The organism is Helicobacter sp. NHP19-012 (assembly GCF_019703325.1).
GTDB classification, from domain to species: Bacteria; Campylobacterota; Campylobacteria; order Campylobacterales; family Helicobacteraceae; genus Helicobacter; species Helicobacter gastrofelis.
Window position 1 is genome coordinate 709,628 of sequence record NZ_AP024819.1, and the last position, 21,343, is coordinate 730,970.

Here is a 21,343-nt window from a genome sequence, read left to right on the forward strand (position 1 = left end):
AAGGACAGCCATGCCAAACACCCTAAGCCTAGAGGATTTACAAACCCTAAGCACCCATCTAAAACGCCCGCCCAGCGCACTCGAACATGCCTTAGTGGCAACCCTTTGGAGTGAACATTGCAGCTACCGCTCCAGCAAAGCCCATTTAAAAGCCTTTGGAGCGGATTTAGAGAACAGCGGGGGGGTGGTGGATTTAGGGGGCGGACTAGGCGCTGCCTTTAAAATCGAATCGCACAACCACCCGAGTTTTTTAAACCCCTATGCGGGCGCAGCCACGGGGCTAGGCGGCGTGCAGCGCGACCTATTGAGTGTGGGCGCAAGGCCTCTAGCCTGTTTTGCCCTGCTGCGCTCCTCTCAAAGCACCCCCCACCACCAAGAAGCCCTAGCGGGCTTTAACGACTACGCCAAGCATACCCGCACGCAAAATTTAGGCTGTGAGAGCGGTTTTAGCGATGGTTTTACACACAATGTGCTCGTCAATGCCTTTTGTGTGGGGCTTGTGGTGCAACAAGTGGGGGCAAGTGCAAGAGCGGGGGGGGTGTTTGTGCTGCTTGGGCGCGCAGCTGAGGGTGTGGGCGTGGATGGGGCGTGCATGAGCAGTGTTGTCCTTCAAAAAGAGCAGCACACAAGCGTGCCTAGTGGCGACCCACACCTACAAGCTAAGCTCATAGACGCTTGCCTTGAAATTTACAGCCAAATAGGTGTGCTCGGGGCGCAGGATTTAGGGGCAGGGGGGCTTGGCGTGGCGTGCGTGGAAATGGCAGCGCGTGGGTGTGTGGGGGCGATTTTAGAGCTAGAGAAAGCCCCTAGCGTGCAAGATTTAGACCCGCTGGAGATTTTACTCAACGAAACCCAAGAGCGCATGCTCTTATGTCTAGAGCCACAAAAACTAGAGCAAGCCTTGCAAGTGGCACAAAAGCACGGCTTAGAAGCTAGAGCGGTGGGTGTGGCCACTAAAGAGCCCACTTTTAAAGCTCTTTATAAAGCGCAAGAATTAGCGAATTTGCCCTTACCCTTAAAAGCCCCACACACAGACCTAAGCCCCAAGCAAGAGAGTTTAAGCCCCTTGCCCCTTGAGCTAAATGCCTTGCCCCCGGCTAAAATTTGGTTGCCCCAAATTCAAAAACACCTTTGCATTAGTCTAGCTAGCTCTAGCCCTAAAGCCTTGCAAGAGCCCAAAGAGGACAGCAAGGCTACATGCTTTAGGGCATACCAAGAGCTTAAAAATATGGGCGCAAAGGTGCTAGGCTTTAGCGATGGCATTAACTTGGGAGCGATGGATGGGCATGGGGCGTGGGTGCTGCAACAAATGTGCTTAGGGCTCAAAGAAGCACGCTATGCGCTTGGCGTGCCCTTTGTGAGCGGCAATGTGTCGCTCAACAACGCCACTGCCAACACCCCCCCCATCCCCCCAACCCTCGCCCTTGTGGCTGTGGGGATTACATAGTTTGATTGTATGTACAACCATATCTGTCCTATTTAAATAAAGGCGAGCGATGCATTTGATTTTTCTTGGATTTTAGAAAATTATTTTAAGCTTCAAGACCTAGTAGTCTAGCCGATCCACTTTCTAAAAATTTTAATTGTTCCTACTGACCATATATACTATGAAAAAGTTCTATGTGTTGATATCTTTTCATTAATAATCAGTGCCCTTAGTCTTTTTGTATGTCTTCTTTGTTAACAATCAAGTTTAAAGAATTCTTAAATCGGGAATAAAGCCCCATGAAGCCTCAGCATATTTTTCAAGGGAGTCCAATCTAGGGGATAAGACTTGCAAAAGAGCTAATTTAAACAAGAAGAAATGCACATAATCTAAGCCTTTGAAAAAGACATTTATCGTTTTTGACTTATAAAATCACTTTAGATAAGGATATTAAGCATATCCTAAAAGTTTGGGCGTTTCAATAAAAGCACTTTTATCCAAGAAACCCTAGAAGAGCATTTAAAAAAAAAAGAATAGAGCAGATCAAACAAGAATTATTCAACAAACCACCTACTCGTTTCAGTTAGCTTATACTAGATCCTCTGTATATACACCAAACAACAATGTACGCCACTTCAACTAGGTTGTATGTTCCATACACGAGCACTATTCTCTTTTTCACACACCAAGCACAAGAAATAATCGCCTAGATTATCTCTTTTAACGGTTAAAGTCTTGGGTTTACCTACAAGGTTGTAGGTCTTGACAAACTTAAAAACATAGCCATTAAAAGAAATAACATTGTCTTGGATTTTATAACCTGTCTTGCCCTTGAATGTAAAAGATTGATATAGGGTTGTCTTTTTAAATCTAGGTGGTCTGCCCTGTTTTTAAAAAACTTTTGATAGGCTTTGTCTATCCTTTCTACTAACTCCTGCAAAGTTTTAGGGCCTAGAGTTTTTAAAAAAGCAAACCTGCTTGTTCTTTTAGCTTTGTGATGTGCTTTTGCAGAGTGTAGAGTTTTAAATGCTTTTTAAAAAGCCCATAATACCTCTTATGCAAAGCAATGCAATGATTGTAGCAATGCTATAGAGGCGCAGAAGTTTGCTGATGTGCTTATTTTTGCTTGAATTGTAGAGCTCCTGCTTGTAGGCGATTAACATGAGGGTATTGTAATTTGAAGATCATACTCATTAAATATCTTTTCTACTGGCGCATAACTTAGTCATGCCAGTCTATTTTTATAAGAAACATAGGTAATCTTGATTTTAATCATCATGCTAAGAAGTTCCATAAAGCCTTTTCTGTCTAAAGACATCTCGTTTTTAATGTCGGAATAATAGATATTATTTACGGATCTTCCTTTAGTGTTAAAAAAGAGATTCAATTTTTCCACTTGATTTTGTAAGTCTCATTTCTGCCTTTTAGTGCTTACCATAGCATAAATCACATTCAGTCTTTTGCCTTTAATTCCTGCTAAAGCCCACTAAAGAATAAACATCAGAATCGTTATATTTACTAGTGACCGTAATGCCAAGACCCCCAAAAACATCCTAAAATCCACCGAAAAAGATCTGACATAGAAAACCACGAGGCGTTTAAGTATGAGCACCTAAACACCTTAAAAGAGTGAGTGGGTGCGTGAATTAGAACTTTAGCCCTCTTTTCTCACTTCTTGCATCACCAAATCAAAGGCATCTTTTGTCCCCGGGCGCACAGAACTTAGTAAGCTAAAGACGATGATCGCTAGAGAGCTGGCTAAAAAGCCGGGGACAATCTCGTAAATGTCTAAAAAGCTTCTGCCAAACTTGTCGTATAAAATCACTGTGCTCGCCCCAAAGATCATGCCCATGATTGCCCCGAGCCTTGTCATGCGCGCCCAAAAGAGGGAGAACAAAATCACCGTTCCAAAGCTTGCTCCAAAGCCCGCCCACGCATAGGATACGATTTTTAACACGCTAGCGTTGCGGTTGGTGGAGATGAAAAAGGCGATAAGCGCCACCGCCAACACCGAAGCCCGACTCACCATCATCACGGTCTTTACTGGGGCTTCTCTATTAAAAATCTTGGAGTAAAAGTCTTCAGCAATAGTAGAAGAGCTGACTAGAAGTTGCGAGCTGGCGGTGCTCATCACGGCGGCCAAAATGGCGCTTAAGAGAACCCCGCTGATCCACGGGTTGAAGAGAGTTGCGCTCATGTGGATAAAGATTTTTTCAGGGTCGGCTAGGCTTAAATGAAACTTCGCCACATACGCCACGCCAAGCAGCCCGATTAAGCAAGACCCGATTAAGCTGATCCCCATCCACGAAATGCCTACGGTTGTAGCTTGTGGGATTTCCTTAATGGAGCGAATCGACATGAAGCGCACCAAAATATGCGGTTGCCCGAAGTAGCCAAGCCCCCACGCCAAACTAGAGATCACCGCCACTAAAGAGCTGTCCTCAAGAAAAGTCAGGTTACCGGGTTTAACACGGGCGATGATATTAAAACTTTCTTGTAGCCCACCCAAATGATAAAGCATCATGCAAGGCACCGCCACCAATGCCCCCATCATCAATAGCCCTTGGATCAAATCCGTCCAACACACCGCCTTATACCCGCCCAAAAAGGTGTAGGTTACGATGATGAGAGTCCCCGTGATGAGCGCATGGTTGTACTTCACCCCGAAGGTCGCCTCAAAGAGTTTCGCCCCGCTCACTAGCCCCGAGGACACATAAAAAGTAAAGAAAATCAAGATCACCACCGCCGAGATCAGGCGCAGAATGTGTTTATCATCGCTAAAGCGGGTTTCAAAGTAATCGGGGATGGTGATAGAATTATCGATCACGCTAGTATACACCCGTAAGCGTTTTGCCACCAACACCCAATTGATGGTCGCCCCGATGGTGAGACCTATGGCAATGTGGCTGTTAATGAGCCCGCCCACATACAATGCCCCGGGCAGACCCATTAAAAGCCACCCACTCATATCACTCGCCCCCGCACTTAAAGCGCTCACCACGGGCCCCATAGAACGATCCCCTAAAAAATAATCCTCTGTGGTTTCATTATTCCTGTAAAAATAAAACCCAATGGCGAGCATTAACAATGAGTAAAGAACAAAAACAATCGCAATCTGGTAACTAATTTGCATGGATCTCCTTGATTTTTTTAAGCCCTTGCATTTAAACTACCATAAAAGTAAAAAAAGTCAAAATCAAAACCGTCAACCCCCCAATCTTAACCTTTATCCTGCGTGCGCTTTGGCTTTAAGCCCCCTTGCGCCCAAATTGCCGTAGCGGTGGTAGGAAATGCTGATGGACTTTTCTAAGTGGTAGTTTAAAAGCTCAAAGCGTCCACAGCATAGAGCCTTGGCATTTGCCACCACAATCCCCTGCTTGCTGCTGGCTTCATAAAGCGTGTCTAATTCTTGACTAAAGTAGCGCACCCGCCCAAAATTGCTAAGTTTTTGGCTAAACTCCTCCAAGCTCTCGTAAACAATGGTGGGGTTGAAGTGGTGTTTGAGATACTCCACGCACTCTAATAAGAGCGGGGCGTGGGGGTTGTCGCTCTTGCTAACGAGGCTAATGGTGAGTGGGATTTGACACACGGCCGCAGCCATCAGCACGCTGAAAATGTCAATGAGGCTATCCTCTGGGCATACACGATAGCCAATGCTAGACACCTTAGTGTAGGTGAACCAATTTTCCTCACCGCGGATTTGCACATAGTCTTTCTTTTGGGTGAACTCGGCGGCGTTGTAGTGGGCGTAGTTGCGCGCCATCTGCACAATTTCTTTAAGCATGTCGCTGTGGTGCTGGTTGAAGGACTCCAGGGCTTGGATGAAGGGCGTATTCCCGCTGTGGGTGTTCTCTGTGGGGATTTCCTCAATGTGGACAAATTGCGTGATGTAATTATAAATCCCCACCTTGCGCCCAAGCCCCACTGCCGATTTTTTCACCCCACCAAAGGGCTGGCGCAAAACAATCGCTCCGGTGGTGGGCTTGTTGATGTAGAGATTGCCCACTTCAATATTGTTGACATAATAGTCCCATTCTCTTTCATCCAAGGACTCCAAAGCCCCCGTGAGACCATAGCCCGTAGAATTGGCGATCTCCACGGCTTCTTTTAAATCTTTGGCTTTCATTACAGACAAATAAGGCACGAACAACTCGGTCATGTGCGTGTAGTCGCCCTTTTTCGTGCCGTATTTAATGCAAGGCTTCATAAGATAGGCATTGTCGTTTAAAAACTCAGGCTTGATCGCCCATTCCTCGTGGGATTCGATGTTGTTGAGTGCCTTTTGCACCTTGGGGCTAGGCGTGTCTGCCAAAGTCCCGATTTTATTCCACAACGCTAAAGGATCGCCCACGCTCATGGACTGGGTTGCGTCCACGAGGGTGCGCTTAAAGTCTGGGTCGTTGTAAACCTCTTCTTCTAAGATCAAGAGAGAGGTTGCCGAGCATTTTTGCCCCGAATTGCTAAAAGCAGAGTGCACCACATTGCGGATCGCCTGGTCCCTGTCTGCCATTTTGGTAACGATGGTGGCGTTTTTGCCCCCCGTTTCGGCACTCAGTGCCAAAGTGGGGCTAGCCTCTAGCATGCGCTGTGCGGTGTCCTCCGAGCCCGTTAGGACAGAGAACTTAATGTCGGGGCTTTTTAAAAGGAATTTACTCACATCCTCACCTTTGCAGGGCAAGTAAATTAAGGCATCCCTTGGCACGCCCGCATCCCAAAAGCACTCACATAGGCGGTAACCCACCACCGCGCTAAGGCTGGAGGGCTTGTAAATCACGCTATTGCCCGCTGCTAAAGGGGCGGCGATCGTGCCCACGGAAATGCCAATGGGGAAGTTCCAAGGGGCGATCACCACACCCACACCCTTAGGCTTAAAGCGCACTTCAGGGTGTTGCTCTAAAAGTTTTTGCAAGCTGTGGGGGTAGAACTCCAAAAAGTCGATCGCCTCGCTCACTTCAGCATCGCTTTCTACAAAAGTCTTGCCCACTTCAAGTGCACTAAGCCCGATCAAATCCCCCCGCCTGTCCCTAAAGTTTTGCGCCACTTTGCTTAAAATGGCGTGGATTTGGCTAAAAGCTTGGTGCCCAAAGGTGCTGGCTTTGGCAGATTCTAGGGCTTGTTGCATCACCGCTTCGTTGGCTTGGGCAATGGTGGCGATTTTTTGGTGGGCAATTTTGTCAAAGACTTGCAAAGTTTTACAGCCCTCTTTGTCGTAATCGCGCCCGATCACAGGGAAGAGCTCCACAATGGCAGCGTTCTTGGTCTTGTCGACAATTTGATCCGCCCATGCGCGGTTTGCCCGCAAAATAAAATCTGTGTCGCTTTCGTTTTTAAAGGGGTGGTTGGGGTAGGTGCTTTGCGCGGGCTGGTGGGTGTTGCGATCCTGGGTGCGTCTAGGGCTGTTGTCTATACTTTCAATACCCGCAATGCTTCTTAAAAAGCGCTCCTCTTGATCCTTCCACGCAGGCGAGTCCACCTTAAGGTTAAAAAACGCCTTCATAAAGTTGTCTGCGGCGGTGTTTTCATCTAAGCGGCGCACGAGGTAGGCGATGGCGTTGTTGAAGTGTTTTTCATCGCACACGGGGGCGTATAAGATGAGCTTATGCATTTCTTTAAGCTCAAAGCTAGCCTGCAAGCTCATGCCCTCAAGCATTTCAAAGGTGAAGTGCTCCAAAGCCACGGGGTCGTTTAGGGTGTATATGCGGGTGTAGGCGTAGGCGATCTCAAAGAGATTATGCGAGGCGATCCCGATGTGGATGTATTTGTAATTCTCATCACTTAAGACATAATCTAACATTTTATTATAATTCGAGTCGGTGTCTTGCTTGCGGCTAAAGGTGGGCAGCGACCACCCGCGCATGGATGCGATCGTTTCCTCGCTCTCCATGTTCGCACCCTTAACAAAGCGGATTTTAATGGGGGGCAAGTTGCTTAAAACCCTCTCTTTAGAGAACGCCACTAATTCCTTGAGATATTCATAGGACTCGGGGATATAGGCTTGCAACACGATGCCCGCTTTTAAGGGGAATTTAGAGATGGACTCTTTAAACGCTGCCACCGTGAGCTCTAAATCCTTATACTCCTCCATGTCTAGGTTAATGAATTTATCCATGCCTTGTTTTTCTTGTTCCTCCAGCGCAAGGCTGTAGAGCTTGTCTAATCTTTTCACCACCTCTGTTTTAGACTGCTCAAAGTCTAGGATATTGATTTGGGAGAAAATCGTGGTGATCTTGATAGAAATGTATTCAATGTAGCTAGACCTGATCGCCTCCTCGTATTTGTGCATGCGATAGGACGCCTCAGCCTCGCCTAGCACTTCCTCCCCGATGAGATTGATGTTGAGCGTGATTTGGGCTTGTTGGCGTTTTTCAATCTTATCTTTTAAGCTGTCGCTGCTCTCATCAAGCACCAAACTTTGGGTATCTTGGCGAATCTTACGCACAAAGAAGGGCACGCTCATGGAAGGCGCAAGTTTGCCCACGCTCAAAAAGCCAAAGAGTAAAAACTTCTCAAAGCCGCTAAAAAAGTCGGCGATGCCGTATTTTTTTAGCGTGTGCTCGATCAAATCAAAGCGTGCGCTGTTGTCTTGACAGCGAAAAGAGCGATCTAAAAGCTCGATCAACATCACCTTATTTTCAGCGTTGGCTAAGAGCTTTTGCATCTTGTTATGGAACGAGCGCTCTTCTAGGCTTAAGTGGTCGCTGATTTTACTTTGCAAGGTGCGGGCTAGGGTTAGACTGGAGTGGATCACTTCCTTATCGGGTTGGGTTGGCATATAAGCCCCTTTCATAAAATTTGGATGAAGCTGAAATTATAGGTTAATTAGGTTAATAGGCTTAAATTGGAGGTGAAAAGGTGTAGAAATCAAAGTAAATGTTAATTAATTTTTGAAACAATGGTGCGCTTGACAGGACTTGAACCTGTGACCTACGGCTTAGAAGGCCGTTGCTCTATCCAGCTGAGCTACAAGCGCATGGTGCGCTTGAAGGGAGTCGAACCCCTAACCCCCAGATCCGAAGTCTGGTGCTCTATCCAATTGAGCTACAAGCGCTTAAAACAATTGAGTAAAAAAGTAATGGGGAAATGGGGTGGGTGATGGGGCTTGAACCCACGACCCCCAGGACCACAATCTGGTGCTCTAACCAACTGAGCTACACCCACCATAAAAAACTTTGCTGGTCGGGGCGAAAGGATTCGAACCTTCGACCCCTTGGTCCCAAACCAAGTGCGCTAACCAGACTGCGCTACGCCCCGCTACTCCATAAAAGCGGGTATTCTAGCCAAAACTAGGTTAATTGTCAAGGTAAGTCCTAGAGGGCAAAGCGCATGGAATCCATAGAATAGCTACTTTAGCCGTATCTCACCCAGATTATGGTATATATCCCACTTGAAAGTGTATTTTATGTTACTTAAAATCTAAAAAAGGAGCTCGAATGTTAAAAGAAAAACTAAAACAACTAAGAAACGCCAATAACCTCACACAAGAAGAACTTGCGATCAAGTGTGGTGTGAGTTTACAAAGCATCAAGCGCTACGAGAGCGAACAAAAAAGCAACATCACTTTAGACACCCTGGAAAAGCTAGCCAATGCTTTGAACACCGACTTGCACTTTTTCACTTCCACCCACCACGAGATGGAGGATATTATTATGGTGCCCTATCTCAAGGACATTAAGGTGAGCGTGAATAAAGACCCACACAACGATGAGACCATGACCTTCTTGCCCCAGAGCAAGTCGTTTTTGATCCGCCGTTTTGGGCTCACTTCTACCGAGCATTTGGGGTTCGTGCAGGCGGTGGGCAATTCTATGGAGCCACGCATCAAGGAAAACGATTTACTGCTTTTCCAAAGCGATGGGACGCGCTATGAGGGGGCGGTTTATGTGGTGAACTTGGGTGGGGAGCATTACATCCGCCGCCTAAGCAAACGCCCCCAGGTCTACCTGATCAGCGACAACCCCGTGTATAAACCCATTGTGGTGGAAAACCTAGACGAGCTCACAATTTTGGGGCGGGTTGTTGGCGTGTTACACACTTTCAATATTTAACATTATCTTTGGAGGTGGGATCTGTTAACTTTTTTGTGTCATTCTAGGGCGGATTTGAAAGCAGATTAATTTAAGCGGGTTGTGATGGGTTTTTTGCGTGTATTGCAAGAAAAGCGTTTCTTTTTGTTTTGGCTTTTTTGCGGAGGTTGCGTGCTGGGCGTGGTGCTCACAGTGGTCACTGTGCAGGCAGTAGAGTGGACAGGTGATGATAAATTCTGTGGCATGTGCCATATCATGACCCCTGAAGTGGATTCTTACCACTTAGACAAGCATGGAGGCCATAACCATGTGGGGATGAAGGCCGAATGCGTGGATTGCCACCTACCCCACGATAATATCATCCATTATTTCGTGGAAAAGACCTTGCTTGGAATGGAAGATGTTTATGGCAACACCATGAAAAACCCCCGCAAATTTGACTGGGAGATGAATCGCCGCGAGGCTAGAGACTATGTCTTTGACTCCGGTTGTTTGCGCTGCCACACTAACCTAAAAGACGCCACACAATCTAATATGAAAGCCTTTTTACCCCACAGGGACTACTTTGCCAAACTCACCAAAAAGCATTGCGTGGAATGCCATTTGGATGAGGTGGGGCATAAAAACTTAGGCATCCACCTAAGGAAGTTTTTAAAACAAGACTACAAACCGACTGTGCGTGCCTTGATCAGCACGAGCCACAACTAAAGGAGTAAAAATGTTGATTTTACTAAAAGGAGAAAAGCATGCGTGCTAGTTTGGCTGGATTTTTAGCCTTTGTGTTCTGTCTAGGGTGGCTTAGCGCACACCCACCCAGAGGGGGGACAAGCATCGATAACGCAATGGATACACAACTGCCCTTAAAAACTTTTAGGGGAATGAAAGCAGAGGCTAAGGGCTGTATTGAGTGCCACGCTAAGAAAAATCCGGGGATTGTGGCGGATTGGAAAATGAGTCGCCACGCTCACGCTGGTGTGAGCTGTATCGACTGCCACGCCGTGAGTAAGGATAGCCCCATGCTCACTAGGGATGGACATGAAGGATCTAAGGTGCCCATCTCTGTGTTGGTTTCCACCAACACCTGCGCCAAGTGCCACGAAAAGGAAGTGACCGAGTTTCGCCACAGCGGACATGTAAGAGGTGCGGTGCAAGTTTGGGCTAAGGCAAACATGCGTGATCTGATGGTGATGGTGGAGGGTAGAAACCACCCCGATTTAAAATACGCCCCTGCGGCTACGGGCTGTCAGCAGTGCCACGGCTCCATCATTAAGCTTGATAAAAACCGCCGCCCCACCCCCGAAACTTGGCCCACTTATGGCATCGGCACCGCCTTTCCCGATGGCTCTGTGGGTAATTGTGCCAGCTGCCACAGCGCGCATAAATTCAGCTTAGAAGAGGCGAGAAAACCCGCTGCGTGCGCAAGCTGCCACTTAGGACCCGATCACCCCGACATCGAAATTTACAACAACTCTATGCACGGGCATGTCTTCAACGCCGAAGGGGCTAAGTGGAACTTTGATGCTGCGCCGGGCACTTGGAAAGTCCCTGATTTTAGAGCCCCCACTTGCGCTACATGCCACATGAGCGGAAACACTAAAAGCATGGTAACGCACAATGTGAGCCGCCGCTTAAAATGGAACTTGTTTATGCCCCTTAGCAAACTACGCACGGGAGGGTATGAAACCGCCAGCGATGATTTTAAATACGAAAATAAAATCACCATCGGTAACCCCCTAGCGGGTAACCCCAAAGGTCCAGAGGCCGCCCGCGCTGAAATGAAGGCGGGTTGTATCGATTGCCACAATAAGCAACACATCGATAACTTCTTTGTCATGGCGGATAAAAACATCATGCTCTACAACGAGTATTGGAAGGAAGCGGTGAAAATGAAGGATGAGCTTGCTAAAAAACACCTGCTTGGCAAAGACATGTGGAGCGATGACTTCCAAAACACCATGTATCATATGTGGCACCACGAGGGTCGTCGTATGCGTCAGGGTGGCATCATGGCTGCGCCAGACTACTCACACTGGCATGGGGTCTTTGAGGTCCAACAAGACATAAGAAAGCTTAGAAAAATCTACGCCAAACGCCTCAAAACCAATAAAATTGAGGACTAAACCCCAAGTTGCCCCTTTAGCGGGGCTAGCCCCCACCACCCTAGACACCCTCGTTTGCTTTTTACAAACCCAAGCCACCCAAAGGGGCTTTAGGCGAGTGGTCTATGGTCTAAGTGGAGGGGTGGATAGCGCGGTGGTGGCTCTGCTGTGCCAAAGGGCGTTTAAAGACAACGCCCACGCCTTGTTAATGCCCTCCCTTAGCACCCCCCAAAGCGCGCTAACACACGCCACAGAGCTTTGCGAAAGCTTTAACATTGCCTACAGCCTACACTCCATCGCCCCCCACCACGCCCTTTTTAAGGACAGCCACAAAGATGCAAGCCTCATTAGGCAGGGCAATTTTTGCGCTAGGTTACGCATGGCAACCCTTTACGATCACGCTCTAGAGCGCAACGCCCTAGTTGTCGGCACGAGCAATAAGAGCGAGCGGTTACTTGGCTATGGGACGATTTTTGGGGATTTAGCTTGCGCCATTAACCCCATAGGTAACCTATACAAAAGCCAAATTTACGCTTTAGCACGGCTTTTACAAGTGCCCGAAAATATTCTAAACAAGCCCCCGAGTGCGGACTTTTACGCCGGGCAAAGCGATGAGGATGAGCTAGGTTTTAGCTACGCCGAAATTGACCCCTTACTTTTTGCCATAGAGCAAAACCCCCATTTAGACACAAACGCCCTTGTGGCCCTAGGCTTTGCGCCCACCCTAGTTACCAGCGTGCAAGAGCGCATGGCAAAAAACGCCTTCAAGTTAGAAATGCCCGCCATTTGCCCTCTATGACTTGGCTTGAGCGTTATTTTTACGCCCCCACACTCTGCCAAAAAGCCCTAGCCTACGCCCTAAGCCCCCTATCTTTAGTGTATCAAACAATAGCCACAATGAAACGCCAAGTTGCGCCCTTTGAGGATTTAGGCATTCGAATTGTCAGCGTGGGGAATTTAGTGGCCGGGGGCAGTGGCAAAACCCCTTTTATTTTGGCTTTGGCACAAGTATTAGCCCCGCTGTATCAAGTGGTGGTGGTGAGCCGGGGTTATGGGCGCACTTCTAGGGGGCTTGTGGTGGTGAGTGAGGGAGGCAAGGTGTTAGTTGAGCAAAACATGGCGGGTGATGAGGCGTTTTTATTGGCAAGTAAGTTAAGCACCTGTGGCGTGGTGGTGAGCGAAAAGCGCAAAATGGGGGTGTTGAAGGCTAAAGAGATGGGCGTACAGGTGGTGCTTTTAGACGATGGCTTCCGATTCAATTTTAAGAAGCTGAGCATTTTGCTAAAGCCCGCCTTAAAACCTTATTTTGACTTTTGTTTGCCTAGTGGCATTTATAGAGAGAGCCCCAAATGCTACGCCCTAGCCGACCTGGTGGTGCAAGAGGGCGTGGATTATACAAGGCACACACAAGTTTTAAATCCCACTGAGCGCATGCTCTTAGTAACCGCCATTGCCAACCCCACACGCCTAGACCCCTTTTTGCCCCCCCTTGTAGGCAAGCTCTACTTCAAAGACCACGCCACTTTTAACTTCAAACGCCTCGAGCGCGCTTACAAAGAGCACAACGCCACTTCGTTATTGGTTACGGCTAAGGACGCAGTGAAGCTCACAAACTGCCCCCTACCCCTAAGCCTTTTGGACTTGCGCCTAGAGATCGCGCCCCAAATCCTAAAACAAATCTTAGATTATCTCGCCCATTAGCCGAAAATCTGCTAAAATGCCTTTTATTTTTAAAAAGGAGTGCTTATGTCTGTCAGTTTAGTCAAAGGGGGGCGGGTGTCTTTGAATAAGGAAAAACCCGGGCTGTCTAAAATCGTTGTAGGCTTGGGTTGGGATGTCAATAGCACGGATACGGGCGCGGATTTTGACCTAGACGCTTCGGTGTTTTTGACGGCGGGCAATGGTAAGGTGAGCGATGATGCGAATTTCATCTTTTACAACAATCTTAAAAGCAAGGACGGGGCGGTGGTGCATATGGGCGACAACCGCACGGGGGCAGGCGAGGGTGACGACGAGCAAATCAAGGTGGATTTAGCCCATGTAGATAGTGGGGTGCAAGAAATCCACATTGTGGTTACCATCCACGAAGCCGAAACCCGCAAGCAAAACTTCGGCATGGTGCGCCACGCCTTCGTGAGGATCGTCGATGAGAGCGACAACCAAGAAATTTTGCGCTACGACTTAGAGGAGGATTTTTCGGTAGAAACCGCTTTGATGTTTGGCAGGTTGTATCGGGATGGAGCGGATTGGAAGTTTGCCGCCGTGGGCACCGGCTTTAAAGAGGGCTTGGCGGGCTTTTGTAAGCAATTTGGCGTGAATATTTAGGGGGGCAAATGGCGGTCAGTCTAGTTAAGGGGCAAAAAATTTCGCTTAAAAAAGAGAGTGGAGAGAAATTAAGTGCCTTTTGTGTGGGGGCAAATTGGGGGGCGATCAGCAAAAAAGGGTGGTTTGGCAACACCAAGACGGAAGCCGTGGATTTGGATTTGAGCGTGGGGCTGTTTGCGGACACGAAGTTCGTAGATTGTGTGTATTATGGCAAGCAAGCGGCTAGCGGGATCAAGCACAGCGGGGATGACCGCACAGGCGATGTGGGGGGCGATGACGGGCTAGACAATGAAGTCATTAGCATTGCCCTAGACAGCCTGCAGCCAGAGATCACGCAATTAGTCTTTGTGTTAAGCTCCTACACCCACATTAAATTTGACGCGATCCCTTTTGCAAGTATCCGCTTATATGAGGGCACGCCTAGCCAAGTCAAATCTATTTTTGCGACCTACAATGTCGCCAACAATGCCGCCTTTGCGGGCAAAGAAGCCATGATTTTAGGCAAGCTCTATCGACACAATGGGGAGTGGAAGTTTAGTGCTATTGGCGAGCCCACCTCTGACTCTAAACTCGAAGACTTGCTTTTAAAGTCTGTGCCTAAGTACCTATGACCCCTCCCCTCTTAAGCAAGGCTCTCTTAGAGCGGCTCTTTGTGGCCGCCTCTATCCGCCGCTGGAACGACCAAGCTTGCCCCATTGAGTTTAGCGAGTTAGACAAACAAGCCCACAAGGCGATGGTAGTTGTCCTGTTGGCTAAGCACCATGTGGGCGTGGATTGGGACAAGCTGCTCTCCTACTTTTGCTTTGAGTTTTTAAGCCGTGTGGTGCTGACTGACATTAAGCCCCCCATTCACTACAAGCTCTTAGAAAAGCATCGCATAGACCTAGCTGCCTATGTGTGGGGCGTGCTTGAGCCTGAAGTGAGGGGTTATGGTTTATTCTTAGCTTTGCAAGATTACTTTTGTAACCCCCCTAAAGATTTAGAGAGCCAATTACTCAAAGCCGCCCACGACTATGTGTCGGCGTGGGAGTTTGGTTTTATCTACCGCTTTTACCCTAAGGGCTATGGGGTGCAAGACATTCAAGACAGCCTAGAAAAATCCCTAGCAAAGCACGCCCCCATTTTAGAAAAAGTGGCGCATTTGGAGCTCTTAGCCTCCATGTTCGGGCAGCTGCGTTTTCAAAAGCGCTGGAGTCAAACCCCCCGCGTGCCGCCCACAAGCGTGCTAGGGCATGCGCTCTTTGTCGCCTTTTGTGCTTTCTTGCTGAGCTTTGATTTAAAAGCCTGCCGCCAAATGCGTTTAAACCACTTTTTGGGCGGACTGTTGCACGACTTGCCCGAAGTGCTGACCAGAGACATCATCTCGCCCATAAAACACGGCGTGAAGGGGCTAGAGAGCCATTTAAAAGACCTAGAGGCGGAGGTGATGCAAGAGCACATTTGGCGCTACCTGGATGCAGATTTGGCGCAAGATTTGCGCTATTTCACAGAAAAGGAATTTGACGACCGCTACATAGACCCCACCACTAAAGAAGTGAAGAGTTTAGAGAGCAACACCGCTCTTTGGGAGTGCTTTAACGAAGATAGGTTTAATGGGGTGAGTGGGCGGTTGTTAAAGTTTTGCGATCAATTGAGTGCCTTTTTAGAAGCTAAAATCTCCATTGCGCATGGCATTAAAAGCGATGTGTTGGTGCATGGGGCGAAGAAAATCCAACAAAAATGCCAAAGCACTTTTTTGCAAGGGGTGCATTTGGGGGCGTTGTTCGGGGAGTTTGCCTGAAGTTTTTACTCCTCTGCCTTTTTGGCTTGCTGCACGCAGCGGCGGTGATCACTTTAGATGTGCAAGCCAATGCAAGGTTAGCCACTTCTAACGCCAATGAGGGCACGATGATTGCCAAAATGCAAGAGCATTTGCACCTCTTTAGCCAGCTGCTAGAGCGCGCCAAAGAGCAGGCCGCCACCCTAGAGGGCATGCGCCACACCCTAGAGCAAAGCCAAGCCCTCAGTGAAGCTAACATTGCCCCCCTAGAGCCCATGCGCGCCTATTTAGAGCAGGAGTTGCAGCACGCCAAAGAGCAGGAGCAGGAGCTGCAAACGCGCCTGAGTGCCTATGAGCACGCCCAAAACGCCCAACTTGCACGCCTCAAGCGCGCCTGTGCGTGGCTGGACTTTGACACTGCCACAATTACAACCCCCAATGACACCGCCCAAGAGATTTTAAACCAGCTTAAGGAGCAAAACCCACCCCTAGCCCCCAAGCCCTTAAGTGCCCTTCTTTGCCAAAAGGTGCAAGCTAGAGAAGCCAGCGCACAGCACCAAGAGCGGCTAAAAAGCATGCAAGAAGCCCTGCTTAGGGGGGATTTTACCCACTATGAAGAGCTGCAGGCGAAGGACTTTAACGCACTTGCAAGTTTTAATGAGAATGCCCAAAAGCCCCCCACCCACGCCCTAGAACAGCGCCTAGCAGAGTTGCAACATAGATTTGCCAAAAACCCCCTAGAGCAGCAGATTAAAAGTCTGAATGAAAAACTCGCCACCGCTTTAAAACAAGCCAAAGACACCAACGCAAGGGCTGTAGCTTACGCCGCCTATAACCAACAAGCGCAGGGCTTAGAACTCAAATTGCTTTTAGAGCTCACACGGCATTTAGCCTTTTTAAACGAAACGATGGCCATGCAGGCGGGGATTTTGGCTAAAAGCGCAGGCGCGTCTTTTGGCGCACCCCTTAAACCCTACACCCCTTTAAATGCCTATGGTTTTCCTAACTAACCCTTGAGTGTTTAGGGCGGGCATAGGCCGGGGGCCATAAAGCCAAATGGGGGTGGTTAGCCCCTTGTGTCTAGTAAATTCTCTTCAAAGCTAAAGAGCGGTTCGGGTAGGGGTTTGGCGGTGTAAATCTCTATGTGGCTAAAGCCCTTGAGGCTATCTATTTGCCCCCTTAAGAGGTTTGCCACGCTCTCATACGCCACGCCAAGGGACAGACAAACCCCCCCCTCTTGCTTGTAAAGCACGCCCTGCAGAGGACCTAAGTGTGGGTAGAGGGCGTAAAATTCTAAGCGTTCTTGTTTGCCCCTCTTTTTAAACTGCACCAAGGACTCTTTATGCCCGTCTGTGATGACAAAGCTCGCCACTTCATGCTGCAAAGAGAGCAAGAGATTGCCAAAGAATAAAAAGTCTTGGCGGGTGGGGGCGTGGGTGAAGTTCTGCAAAATCTGCTCGTGATAGTCTTTAAAGACTTCCTTACTCTCATGGCTTAAGAGTTTATGCAATTCTTGCAAGTCCAGCTTTAAGGGAGCGTTTTTCAGCTCGCTTAGGATGGGCGGTTGTGGGATTAAATTAGAGAGCATGGTCGCGCCCACGGAACTTTTATGCACCAAAGCCCAATAGGTTTTGCCTAAAACAAGGTTCTTTTGGCTCTTGCTCTCTAAGATTTGGTTGCCCAGCTGTAAGAGGTATTGATCCGCCCCCTTTTTCTCTAACACCTTTAAGAGCAGGGGTAGCGTCCCGTTGAAGTTTTGCGCCTGCGGATGGTCTTTTAAGAGGTCTTGGAGCAAGCCGAGTTGTTGGAGCGCATTGATGGGGTTTAACATGGGCACAATTCTAGCATAAAGCCCTTGTCGGTTAAGTCAGCGTTAACATGTTTCACAATAGAATAGGGGTATGTTGAGTCATTTTGATATAGTTGTGGTGGGTGGTGGACACGCCGGCATTGAAGCGTCCGTTGTAGCAGCAAAAATGGGCGCAAGGGTGCATTTACTCACCTTGTTGATTGAGAACATTGGGCTAGCCAGCTGTAACCCTGCCATTGGCGGGCTTGGCAAGGGGCACTTGGTTAAGGAAGTGGATGCGCTGGGTGGGGTTATGGGGGTGCTCACGGATATGAGCGGCTTGCAGTTTCGCACTTTAAATGCCTCTAAGGGTCCAGCGGTTAGGGGAACTCGGGCGCAAATTGACATGGACGCTTATCGCATCAACGCCCGTAATTTGGTGCTCAACACCCCGAATTTGAGCGTGTCGCAGGAGATGGTGGAGGGGCTTTTAGTGGAGGGTGGGGCTGTGGTGGGCGTGAAAAGCGCGCTGGGCAAGGAGTATTACGCCAAAAAAGTCATTTTAACCACGGGGACTTTTTTACAAGGTTTGGTGCATATTGGCACGCACCGAAGCCAAAATGGGCGTTTTGGCGAGAGTGCAGCGGTAGCTTTGTCGTTAAATTTAGCGGATTTGGGCTTTGAAATGGGGCGGCTTAAAACGGGCACCTGCCCTAGACTTGTTGGGACCAGCATTGATTTTAGCCAATTAGAAGCGCACGGGGGCGATTTAACCCCCCCCAAGTTTAGCCATTACACCAAGGATTTTAACCCCCAACAACTGCCTTGTTTCATCACCTACACGAACGCAAACACACACGCGATTATCCGCCAAAACTTCCACCTAGCCCCTATGTTTAGTGGGCAGATTGAGAGCGTGGGGCCGCGCTACTGCCCGAGCATTGAAGATAAAGTCTACCGCTTCCACGAAAAAGAACGCCACCAGCTTTTCTTAGAGCCGCAGACGAGAAGCTGCAGCGAGTATTATGTCAATGGTTTAAGCACTTCTTTGCCCTTTGAGGTACAAGAGCAGGTCATCCACTCCATTAAGGGGCTAGAGCACGCCCAAATCACGCGCTATGGCTACGCCATTGAATACGACTTCATCCCCCCCACACAGCTCAAATACACCCTAGAAACAAGGCAAGTGGGTAATCTCTATTTGGCCGGCCAAATCAATGGCACTACGGGCTATGAAGAGGCAGCCGCACAGGGGCTTATGGCAGGTATCAATGCATGTTTAAGCCTACAAAACAAGCCAGAGCTAGTTTTACGCCGAGATGAGGCGTATATCGGGGTGATGATAGATGATTTGGTGAGTAAGGGCACGCAAGAGCCTTATAGAATGTTCACTTCAAGAGCGGAGTACCGCTTGCTCCTAAGAGAGGATAATGCCCGCTTAAGGCTTGGCGCATACGCCTATGCTTTGGGACTGATGGGCGACGCAGAATATAACGCCCTTTGCGCCCAAAAAGCGCAGATTCAAAGTGCCCTAGAGAGGCTCAAGAACACCGCTATCACCCCCACTAAGGAAGTGTTAAAACGCTTAAAAGACGCAGACCAAGCCCCCCTAAATGACAAGTGCGATGGGGTGTTTTTAATGGGGCGGGAAGGTTTTAGCCCGGACATTTTGCCCGAATTTTTGGATTTTGTAACAGAGCTTGAGCCTTTTATTTTAGAGCAGATTAAAATTGAGTGCAAATACCACGACTACATCGCCAAACAAAGCGCGTCCATTGCCAAAATGGCGCAAATGCTAAACACCCCAATACCGCTAGATTTTAACTACCAAAGCATCACAGGTTTAGGGCTAGAGGCGTGCGAAAAATTGGAGAAATTCCGCCCAAAAAGCCTTTTTGAAGCTTCCCAAATCAGTGGGATCACCCCCGCAAACTTAGAGGTCTTGCAACTTTATTTACACCTACACCAAAAACTCAAGAAAACCCCCCATGAATCCCACTAAAATCGCCCAAAAGCTCATAAGCTACAAAACCATCACTCCCAAGGAGGAGGGGATTTATGAGTATATACAATCGCTCCTGCCCGACTTCACGCCCCTAAGGGCAGATAAAAACGGGGTAAAAAATCTTTTTTTGACAAAGGACTTTGGTGGAGAAAACCCCTTGCACTTTTGCTTTGTGGGGCATGTAGATGTCGTGCCTGTGGGGCAGGGGTGGCGTTTTGCGCCCTTTGGCGGAGAAATTGTAGAGGGGTGTTTATATGGGCGGGGGGCACAGGACATGAAAGGTGGGGTGGCGGCGTTTGTGTGCGCCCTGCAGGAGTTTTGCCCCAAAGTTGCCCCAAATACACCCTTAAAGCTCTCTGTTTTACTCACAAGTGATGAAGAGGGTCCGGCGGAGTTTGGCACGAAGTACATGCTAGAAGTGTTGCAAGAAAAAAAATTACTGCCCCATTTTGCGCTTGTGGCAGAACCCACTTGCGTCAAGCATTTGGGCGATAGCGTGAAAATCGGGCGGCGTGGTTCGATTGCGGGCAAGCTTACCATATATGGCGTACCTGGACATGTCGCCTACCCTAAAACTTGCTTAAACCCTATTGATGTCGTTGCTGATAAGCTAAATTTGGTTGCGGGGGCATTTTTAGACAAAGGAGACACTAACTTTGAGCCATCTAGGCTTGTCATCACTTCCATGAAAACCGACTCGAGTGCTGAAAATGTTACCCCAAAGACCCTAGACATCGCCTTTAATGTCCGCAACTCGCCCGCCACGACTTTAAAAGACCTTGAAAACTTTTTAGAAATTGTCCTTGCCAAAGTCCCCTACGACTTGAATCTGAAGCAAAACTCCATGCCCTTTCTCTCATCTAAGGACTCGCTCTTGGTGGGGTGTTTAGAGCAAGCTATTAGTGAAGTTTTAAACACCACACCCACACTCAACACAAACGGAGGGACAAGCGACGCACGATTTTTACATGCCTTTGGGGTGGAGGTGGTGGAGTTTGGGCTGACCAATGAGCACATACACGCCATTGATGAACGCTTGGAGATCAAGCAACTCGAGGGCTTGAGCCTTGTTTTCTTAAGGCTCTTGGAACTCATCGCCCAAAGGGGCTTGAAGGTTTAGTTGGTGCTGCCTTTAGGGTAGCAAAAGCGATAACCCCTACGGCGCACGGTTTCCACCGTGGAGATGCCTAAAGGTTTATCCATTTTTTGGCGGATTTGGTTGATCGCCACTTCAATCACATTAGGCGTTACAAGTTCGGGTTCTTCCCAAATCGCATCTAAAAGCTGCTCTTTTGACACAATTTGATCCCTATGTCTAGCAAGGTGTGTCAACACTTCAAAGGGCTTGCCCTTCACTTCAATTTCCTTGCCCTTATACACGATTTTCTCTTCATCGGGATTAATGATTAAATCCTCAATCTCAATGATACTAGAGCCCCAAAAACGCAAGCGCGCCTCGATCCTTGCCACCAAAACCCCCATGTCAAAGGGTTTGGCGATAAAGTCGTCCACGCCCTCTTTAAATGCCTTGATCTCTTGCTCGCTCGAGTCATGCTCGGCCAAAATGATGCTGACAATGGAGGGGTGTTTGGCTTTGGCGTAAGGCACGAGGCTTAAACCATTGCCATCTTTGAGTTCAAACCCAATCAGCACCAAATCATAGTTGCGGATACTGATATAATATTCCCCATCCTCAAGATTTTCGGCGACATCAACTTGAAAACCCTTTTCATTGAGAAAGGTGCTGACCTCTTTACTCAAGTCCCCATCGTTTTCGACTAATAAGATACGCATTTCAATCCTTTACCTTAAACTTAAACTTGAAGAATTATAACATAAGTTTTTAAGCTCTTGTAAAGTTTAAGAGAAAGATATAAGTTTTTTAGGTATCATGCGTCTTGGTTGGCTTTCCAACC

The 21,343-nt window shown here is 48.2% G+C and carries 16 protein-coding genes, 4 tRNA genes and 1 pseudogene; 12 read left to right on the forward strand and 9 right to left on the reverse strand.

What is annotated here, in order from left to right; translation table 11 throughout:
• Positions 1-10 precede the first annotated feature (10 nt).
• Entirely contained in the window at positions 11-1,447 is a 1,437-nt protein-coding gene (locus tag K6J74_RS03570) for an AIR synthase-related protein (RefSeq protein WP_221272491.1), read from the forward strand.
• 644 nt (positions 1,448-2,091) lie between these two features.
• On the opposite strand, the pseudogene K6J74_RS08520 reads toward K6J74_RS03570, so the two are convergent.
• The 7 genes and pseudogenes from K6J74_RS08520 to K6J74_RS03600 all read right to left on the reverse strand — a co-directional run.
• Positions 2,092-2,589 (reverse strand): annotated as a pseudogene (locus tag K6J74_RS08520) (nuclease/transposase family protein); the annotation flags it as partial.
• 491 nt (positions 2,590-3,080) lie between these two features.
• Positions 3,081-4,559 carry a sodium/proline symporter PutP gene (putP, locus tag K6J74_RS03575; protein WP_221272492.1) on the reverse strand — a complete coding sequence of 493 codons (1,479 nt, stop codon included), beginning with the start codon at positions 4,557-4,559 and terminating at the stop codon, positions 3,081-3,083.
• A 93-nt stretch (positions 4,560-4,652) separates the two neighbouring features.
• Positions 4,653-8,198, reverse strand: a complete 3,546-nt coding sequence (locus tag K6J74_RS03580; protein WP_221272493.1) for a bifunctional proline dehydrogenase/L-glutamate gamma-semialdehyde dehydrogenase — start codon at positions 8,196-8,198, stop codon at positions 4,653-4,655.
• A gap of 121 nt (positions 8,199-8,319) precedes the next feature.
• Positions 8,320-8,396: transfer RNA gene (locus K6J74_RS03585), tRNA-Arg, on the reverse strand.
• A gap of 1 nt (position 8,397) precedes the next feature.
• Positions 8,398-8,474, reverse strand: a tRNA-Arg gene (locus K6J74_RS03590).
• A 33-nt stretch (positions 8,475-8,507) separates the two neighbouring features.
• Positions 8,508-8,584, reverse strand: a tRNA-His gene (locus tag K6J74_RS03595).
• A gap of 15 nt (positions 8,585-8,599) precedes the next feature.
• A tRNA-Pro gene (locus K6J74_RS03600) sits at positions 8,600-8,677 on the reverse strand.
• 179 nt (positions 8,678-8,856) lie between these two features.
• Between K6J74_RS03600 and K6J74_RS03605 the strand changes: the two genes are divergently transcribed.
• The 9 genes from K6J74_RS03605 to K6J74_RS03645 all read left to right on the forward strand — a co-directional run bounded on the left by K6J74_RS03605 (position 8,857) and on the right by K6J74_RS03645 (position 16,643).
• Positions 8,857-9,471, forward strand: coding sequence for an XRE family transcriptional regulator (locus K6J74_RS03605; protein WP_221272494.1), 615 nt, complete (start codon positions 8,857-8,859; stop codon positions 9,469-9,471).
• An 84-nt stretch (positions 9,472-9,555) separates the two neighbouring features.
• On the forward strand, positions 9,556-10,158 hold the full coding sequence (locus tag K6J74_RS03610; protein ID WP_221272495.1) for a cytochrome c3 family protein: 603 nt from the start codon (positions 9,556-9,558) through the stop codon (positions 10,156-10,158).
• A 38-nt stretch (positions 10,159-10,196) separates the two neighbouring features.
• On the forward strand, positions 10,197-11,570 hold the full coding sequence (locus K6J74_RS03615; protein ID WP_221272496.1) for a multiheme c-type cytochrome: 1,374 nt from the start codon (positions 10,197-10,199) through the stop codon (positions 11,568-11,570).
• Positions 11,560-12,348 carry an NAD+ synthase gene (locus K6J74_RS03620; protein ID WP_221272497.1) on the forward strand — a complete coding sequence of 263 codons (789 nt, stop codon included), beginning with the start codon at positions 11,560-11,562 and terminating at the stop codon, positions 12,346-12,348. The genes K6J74_RS03615 and K6J74_RS03620 overlap by 11 nt, the downstream gene beginning before the upstream one ends.
• A complete protein-coding gene (locus tag K6J74_RS03625; RefSeq protein WP_221272573.1) occupies positions 12,345-13,250 on the forward strand; it encodes a tetraacyldisaccharide 4'-kinase in 906 nt (301 codons plus the stop codon). Before K6J74_RS03620 ends, K6J74_RS03625 begins: the two co-directional genes overlap by 4 nt.
• A 45-nt stretch (positions 13,251-13,295) precedes the next feature.
• Entirely contained in the window at positions 13,296-13,874 is a 579-nt protein-coding gene (locus K6J74_RS03630; RefSeq protein WP_221272498.1) for a TerD family protein, read from the forward strand.
• 8 nt (positions 13,875-13,882) lie between these two features.
• A complete protein-coding gene (locus K6J74_RS03635; protein WP_221272499.1) occupies positions 13,883-14,485 on the forward strand; it encodes a TerD family protein in 603 nt (200 codons plus the stop codon).
• Positions 14,482-15,654, forward strand: a complete 1,173-nt coding sequence (locus K6J74_RS03640; RefSeq protein WP_221272500.1) for an HD domain-containing protein — start codon at positions 14,482-14,484, stop codon at positions 15,652-15,654. The genes K6J74_RS03635 and K6J74_RS03640 overlap by 4 nt, the downstream gene beginning before the upstream one ends.
• A 44-nt stretch (positions 15,655-15,698) precedes the next feature.
• Positions 15,699-16,643 carry a hypothetical protein gene (locus tag K6J74_RS03645; RefSeq protein WP_260321696.1) on the forward strand — a complete coding sequence of 315 codons (945 nt, stop codon included), beginning with the start codon at positions 15,699-15,701 and terminating at the stop codon, positions 16,641-16,643.
• Between the two features lie 56 nt (positions 16,644-16,699).
• Here the strand turns inward: K6J74_RS03645 and K6J74_RS03650 are convergent, their stop codons facing one another.
• Positions 16,700-17,464, reverse strand: a complete 765-nt coding sequence (locus K6J74_RS03650) for a hypothetical protein (protein WP_221272575.1) — start codon at positions 17,462-17,464, stop codon at positions 16,700-16,702.
• Positions 17,465-17,534: 70 nt separating this feature from the next.
• Between K6J74_RS03650 and mnmG the strand changes: the two genes are divergently transcribed.
• Together mnmG and dapE are read left to right on the forward strand one after the other, a co-directional pair.
• Positions 17,535-19,424 (forward strand): tRNA uridine-5-carboxymethylaminomethyl(34) synthesis enzyme MnmG, encoded by a 1,890-nt coding sequence (mnmG, locus tag K6J74_RS03655; protein WP_221272501.1) that lies wholly within the window; start codon positions 17,535-17,537, stop codon positions 19,422-19,424.
• Positions 19,411-20,547 (forward strand): succinyl-diaminopimelate desuccinylase, encoded by a 1,137-nt coding sequence (dapE, locus tag K6J74_RS03660; protein ID WP_221272502.1) that lies wholly within the window; start codon positions 19,411-19,413, stop codon positions 20,545-20,547. The genes mnmG and dapE overlap by 14 nt, the downstream gene beginning before the upstream one ends.
• On the opposite strand, the gene hsrA is transcribed toward dapE, so the two are convergent.
• On the reverse strand, positions 20,544-21,221 hold the full coding sequence (gene hsrA, locus K6J74_RS03665) for a homeostatic response regulator transcription factor HsrA (protein WP_221272503.1): 678 nt from the start codon (positions 21,219-21,221) through the stop codon (positions 20,544-20,546). The two genes, dapE and hsrA, sit on opposite strands and share 4 nt — an antisense overlap.
• Between the last annotated feature and the right edge of the window lie 122 nt (positions 21,222-21,343).

Coding starts and splice junctions, on each gene's coding strand:
- K6J74_RS03610 (WP_221272495.1), top strand. CDS start 9,556: ATGGGTTTTTTGCGTGTATTGCAAGAAAAGCGTTTCTTTTTGTTTTGG.
- K6J74_RS03635 (WP_221272499.1), top strand. CDS start 13,883: ATGGCGGTCAGTCTAGTTAAGGGGCAAAAAATTTCGCTTAAAAAAGAG.
- mnmG (WP_221272501.1), top strand. CDS start 17,535: ATGTTGAGTCATTTTGATATAGTTGTGGTGGGTGGTGGACACGCCGGC.
- K6J74_RS03615 (WP_221272496.1), top strand. CDS start 10,197: ATGCGTGCTAGTTTGGCTGGATTTTTAGCCTTTGTGTTCTGTCTAGGG.
- K6J74_RS03650 (WP_221272575.1), bottom strand. CDS start 17,464: ATGTTAAACCCCATCAATGCGCTCCAACAACTCGGCTTGCTCCAAGAC.
- K6J74_RS03640 (WP_221272500.1), top strand. CDS start 14,482: ATGACCCCTCCCCTCTTAAGCAAGGCTCTCTTAGAGCGGCTCTTTGTG.
- K6J74_RS03580 (WP_221272493.1), bottom strand. CDS start 8,198: ATGCCAACCCAACCCGATAAGGAAGTGATCCACTCCAGTCTAACCCTA.
- dapE (WP_221272502.1), top strand. CDS start 19,411: ATGAATCCCACTAAAATCGCCCAAAAGCTCATAAGCTACAAAACCATC.
- hsrA (WP_221272503.1), bottom strand. CDS start 21,221: ATGCGTATCTTATTAGTCGAAAACGATGGGGACTTGAGTAAAGAGGTC.
- K6J74_RS03605 (WP_221272494.1), top strand. CDS start 8,857: ATGTTAAAAGAAAAACTAAAACAACTAAGAAACGCCAATAACCTCACA.
- K6J74_RS03630 (WP_221272498.1), top strand. CDS start 13,296: ATGTCTGTCAGTTTAGTCAAAGGGGGGCGGGTGTCTTTGAATAAGGAA.
- K6J74_RS03570 (WP_221272491.1), top strand. CDS start 11: ATGCCAAACACCCTAAGCCTAGAGGATTTACAAACCCTAAGCACCCAT.
- K6J74_RS03625 (WP_221272573.1), top strand. CDS start 12,345: ATGACTTGGCTTGAGCGTTATTTTTACGCCCCCACACTCTGCCAAAAA.
- putP (WP_221272492.1), bottom strand. CDS start 4,559: ATGCAAATTAGTTACCAGATTGCGATTGTTTTTGTTCTTTACTCATTG.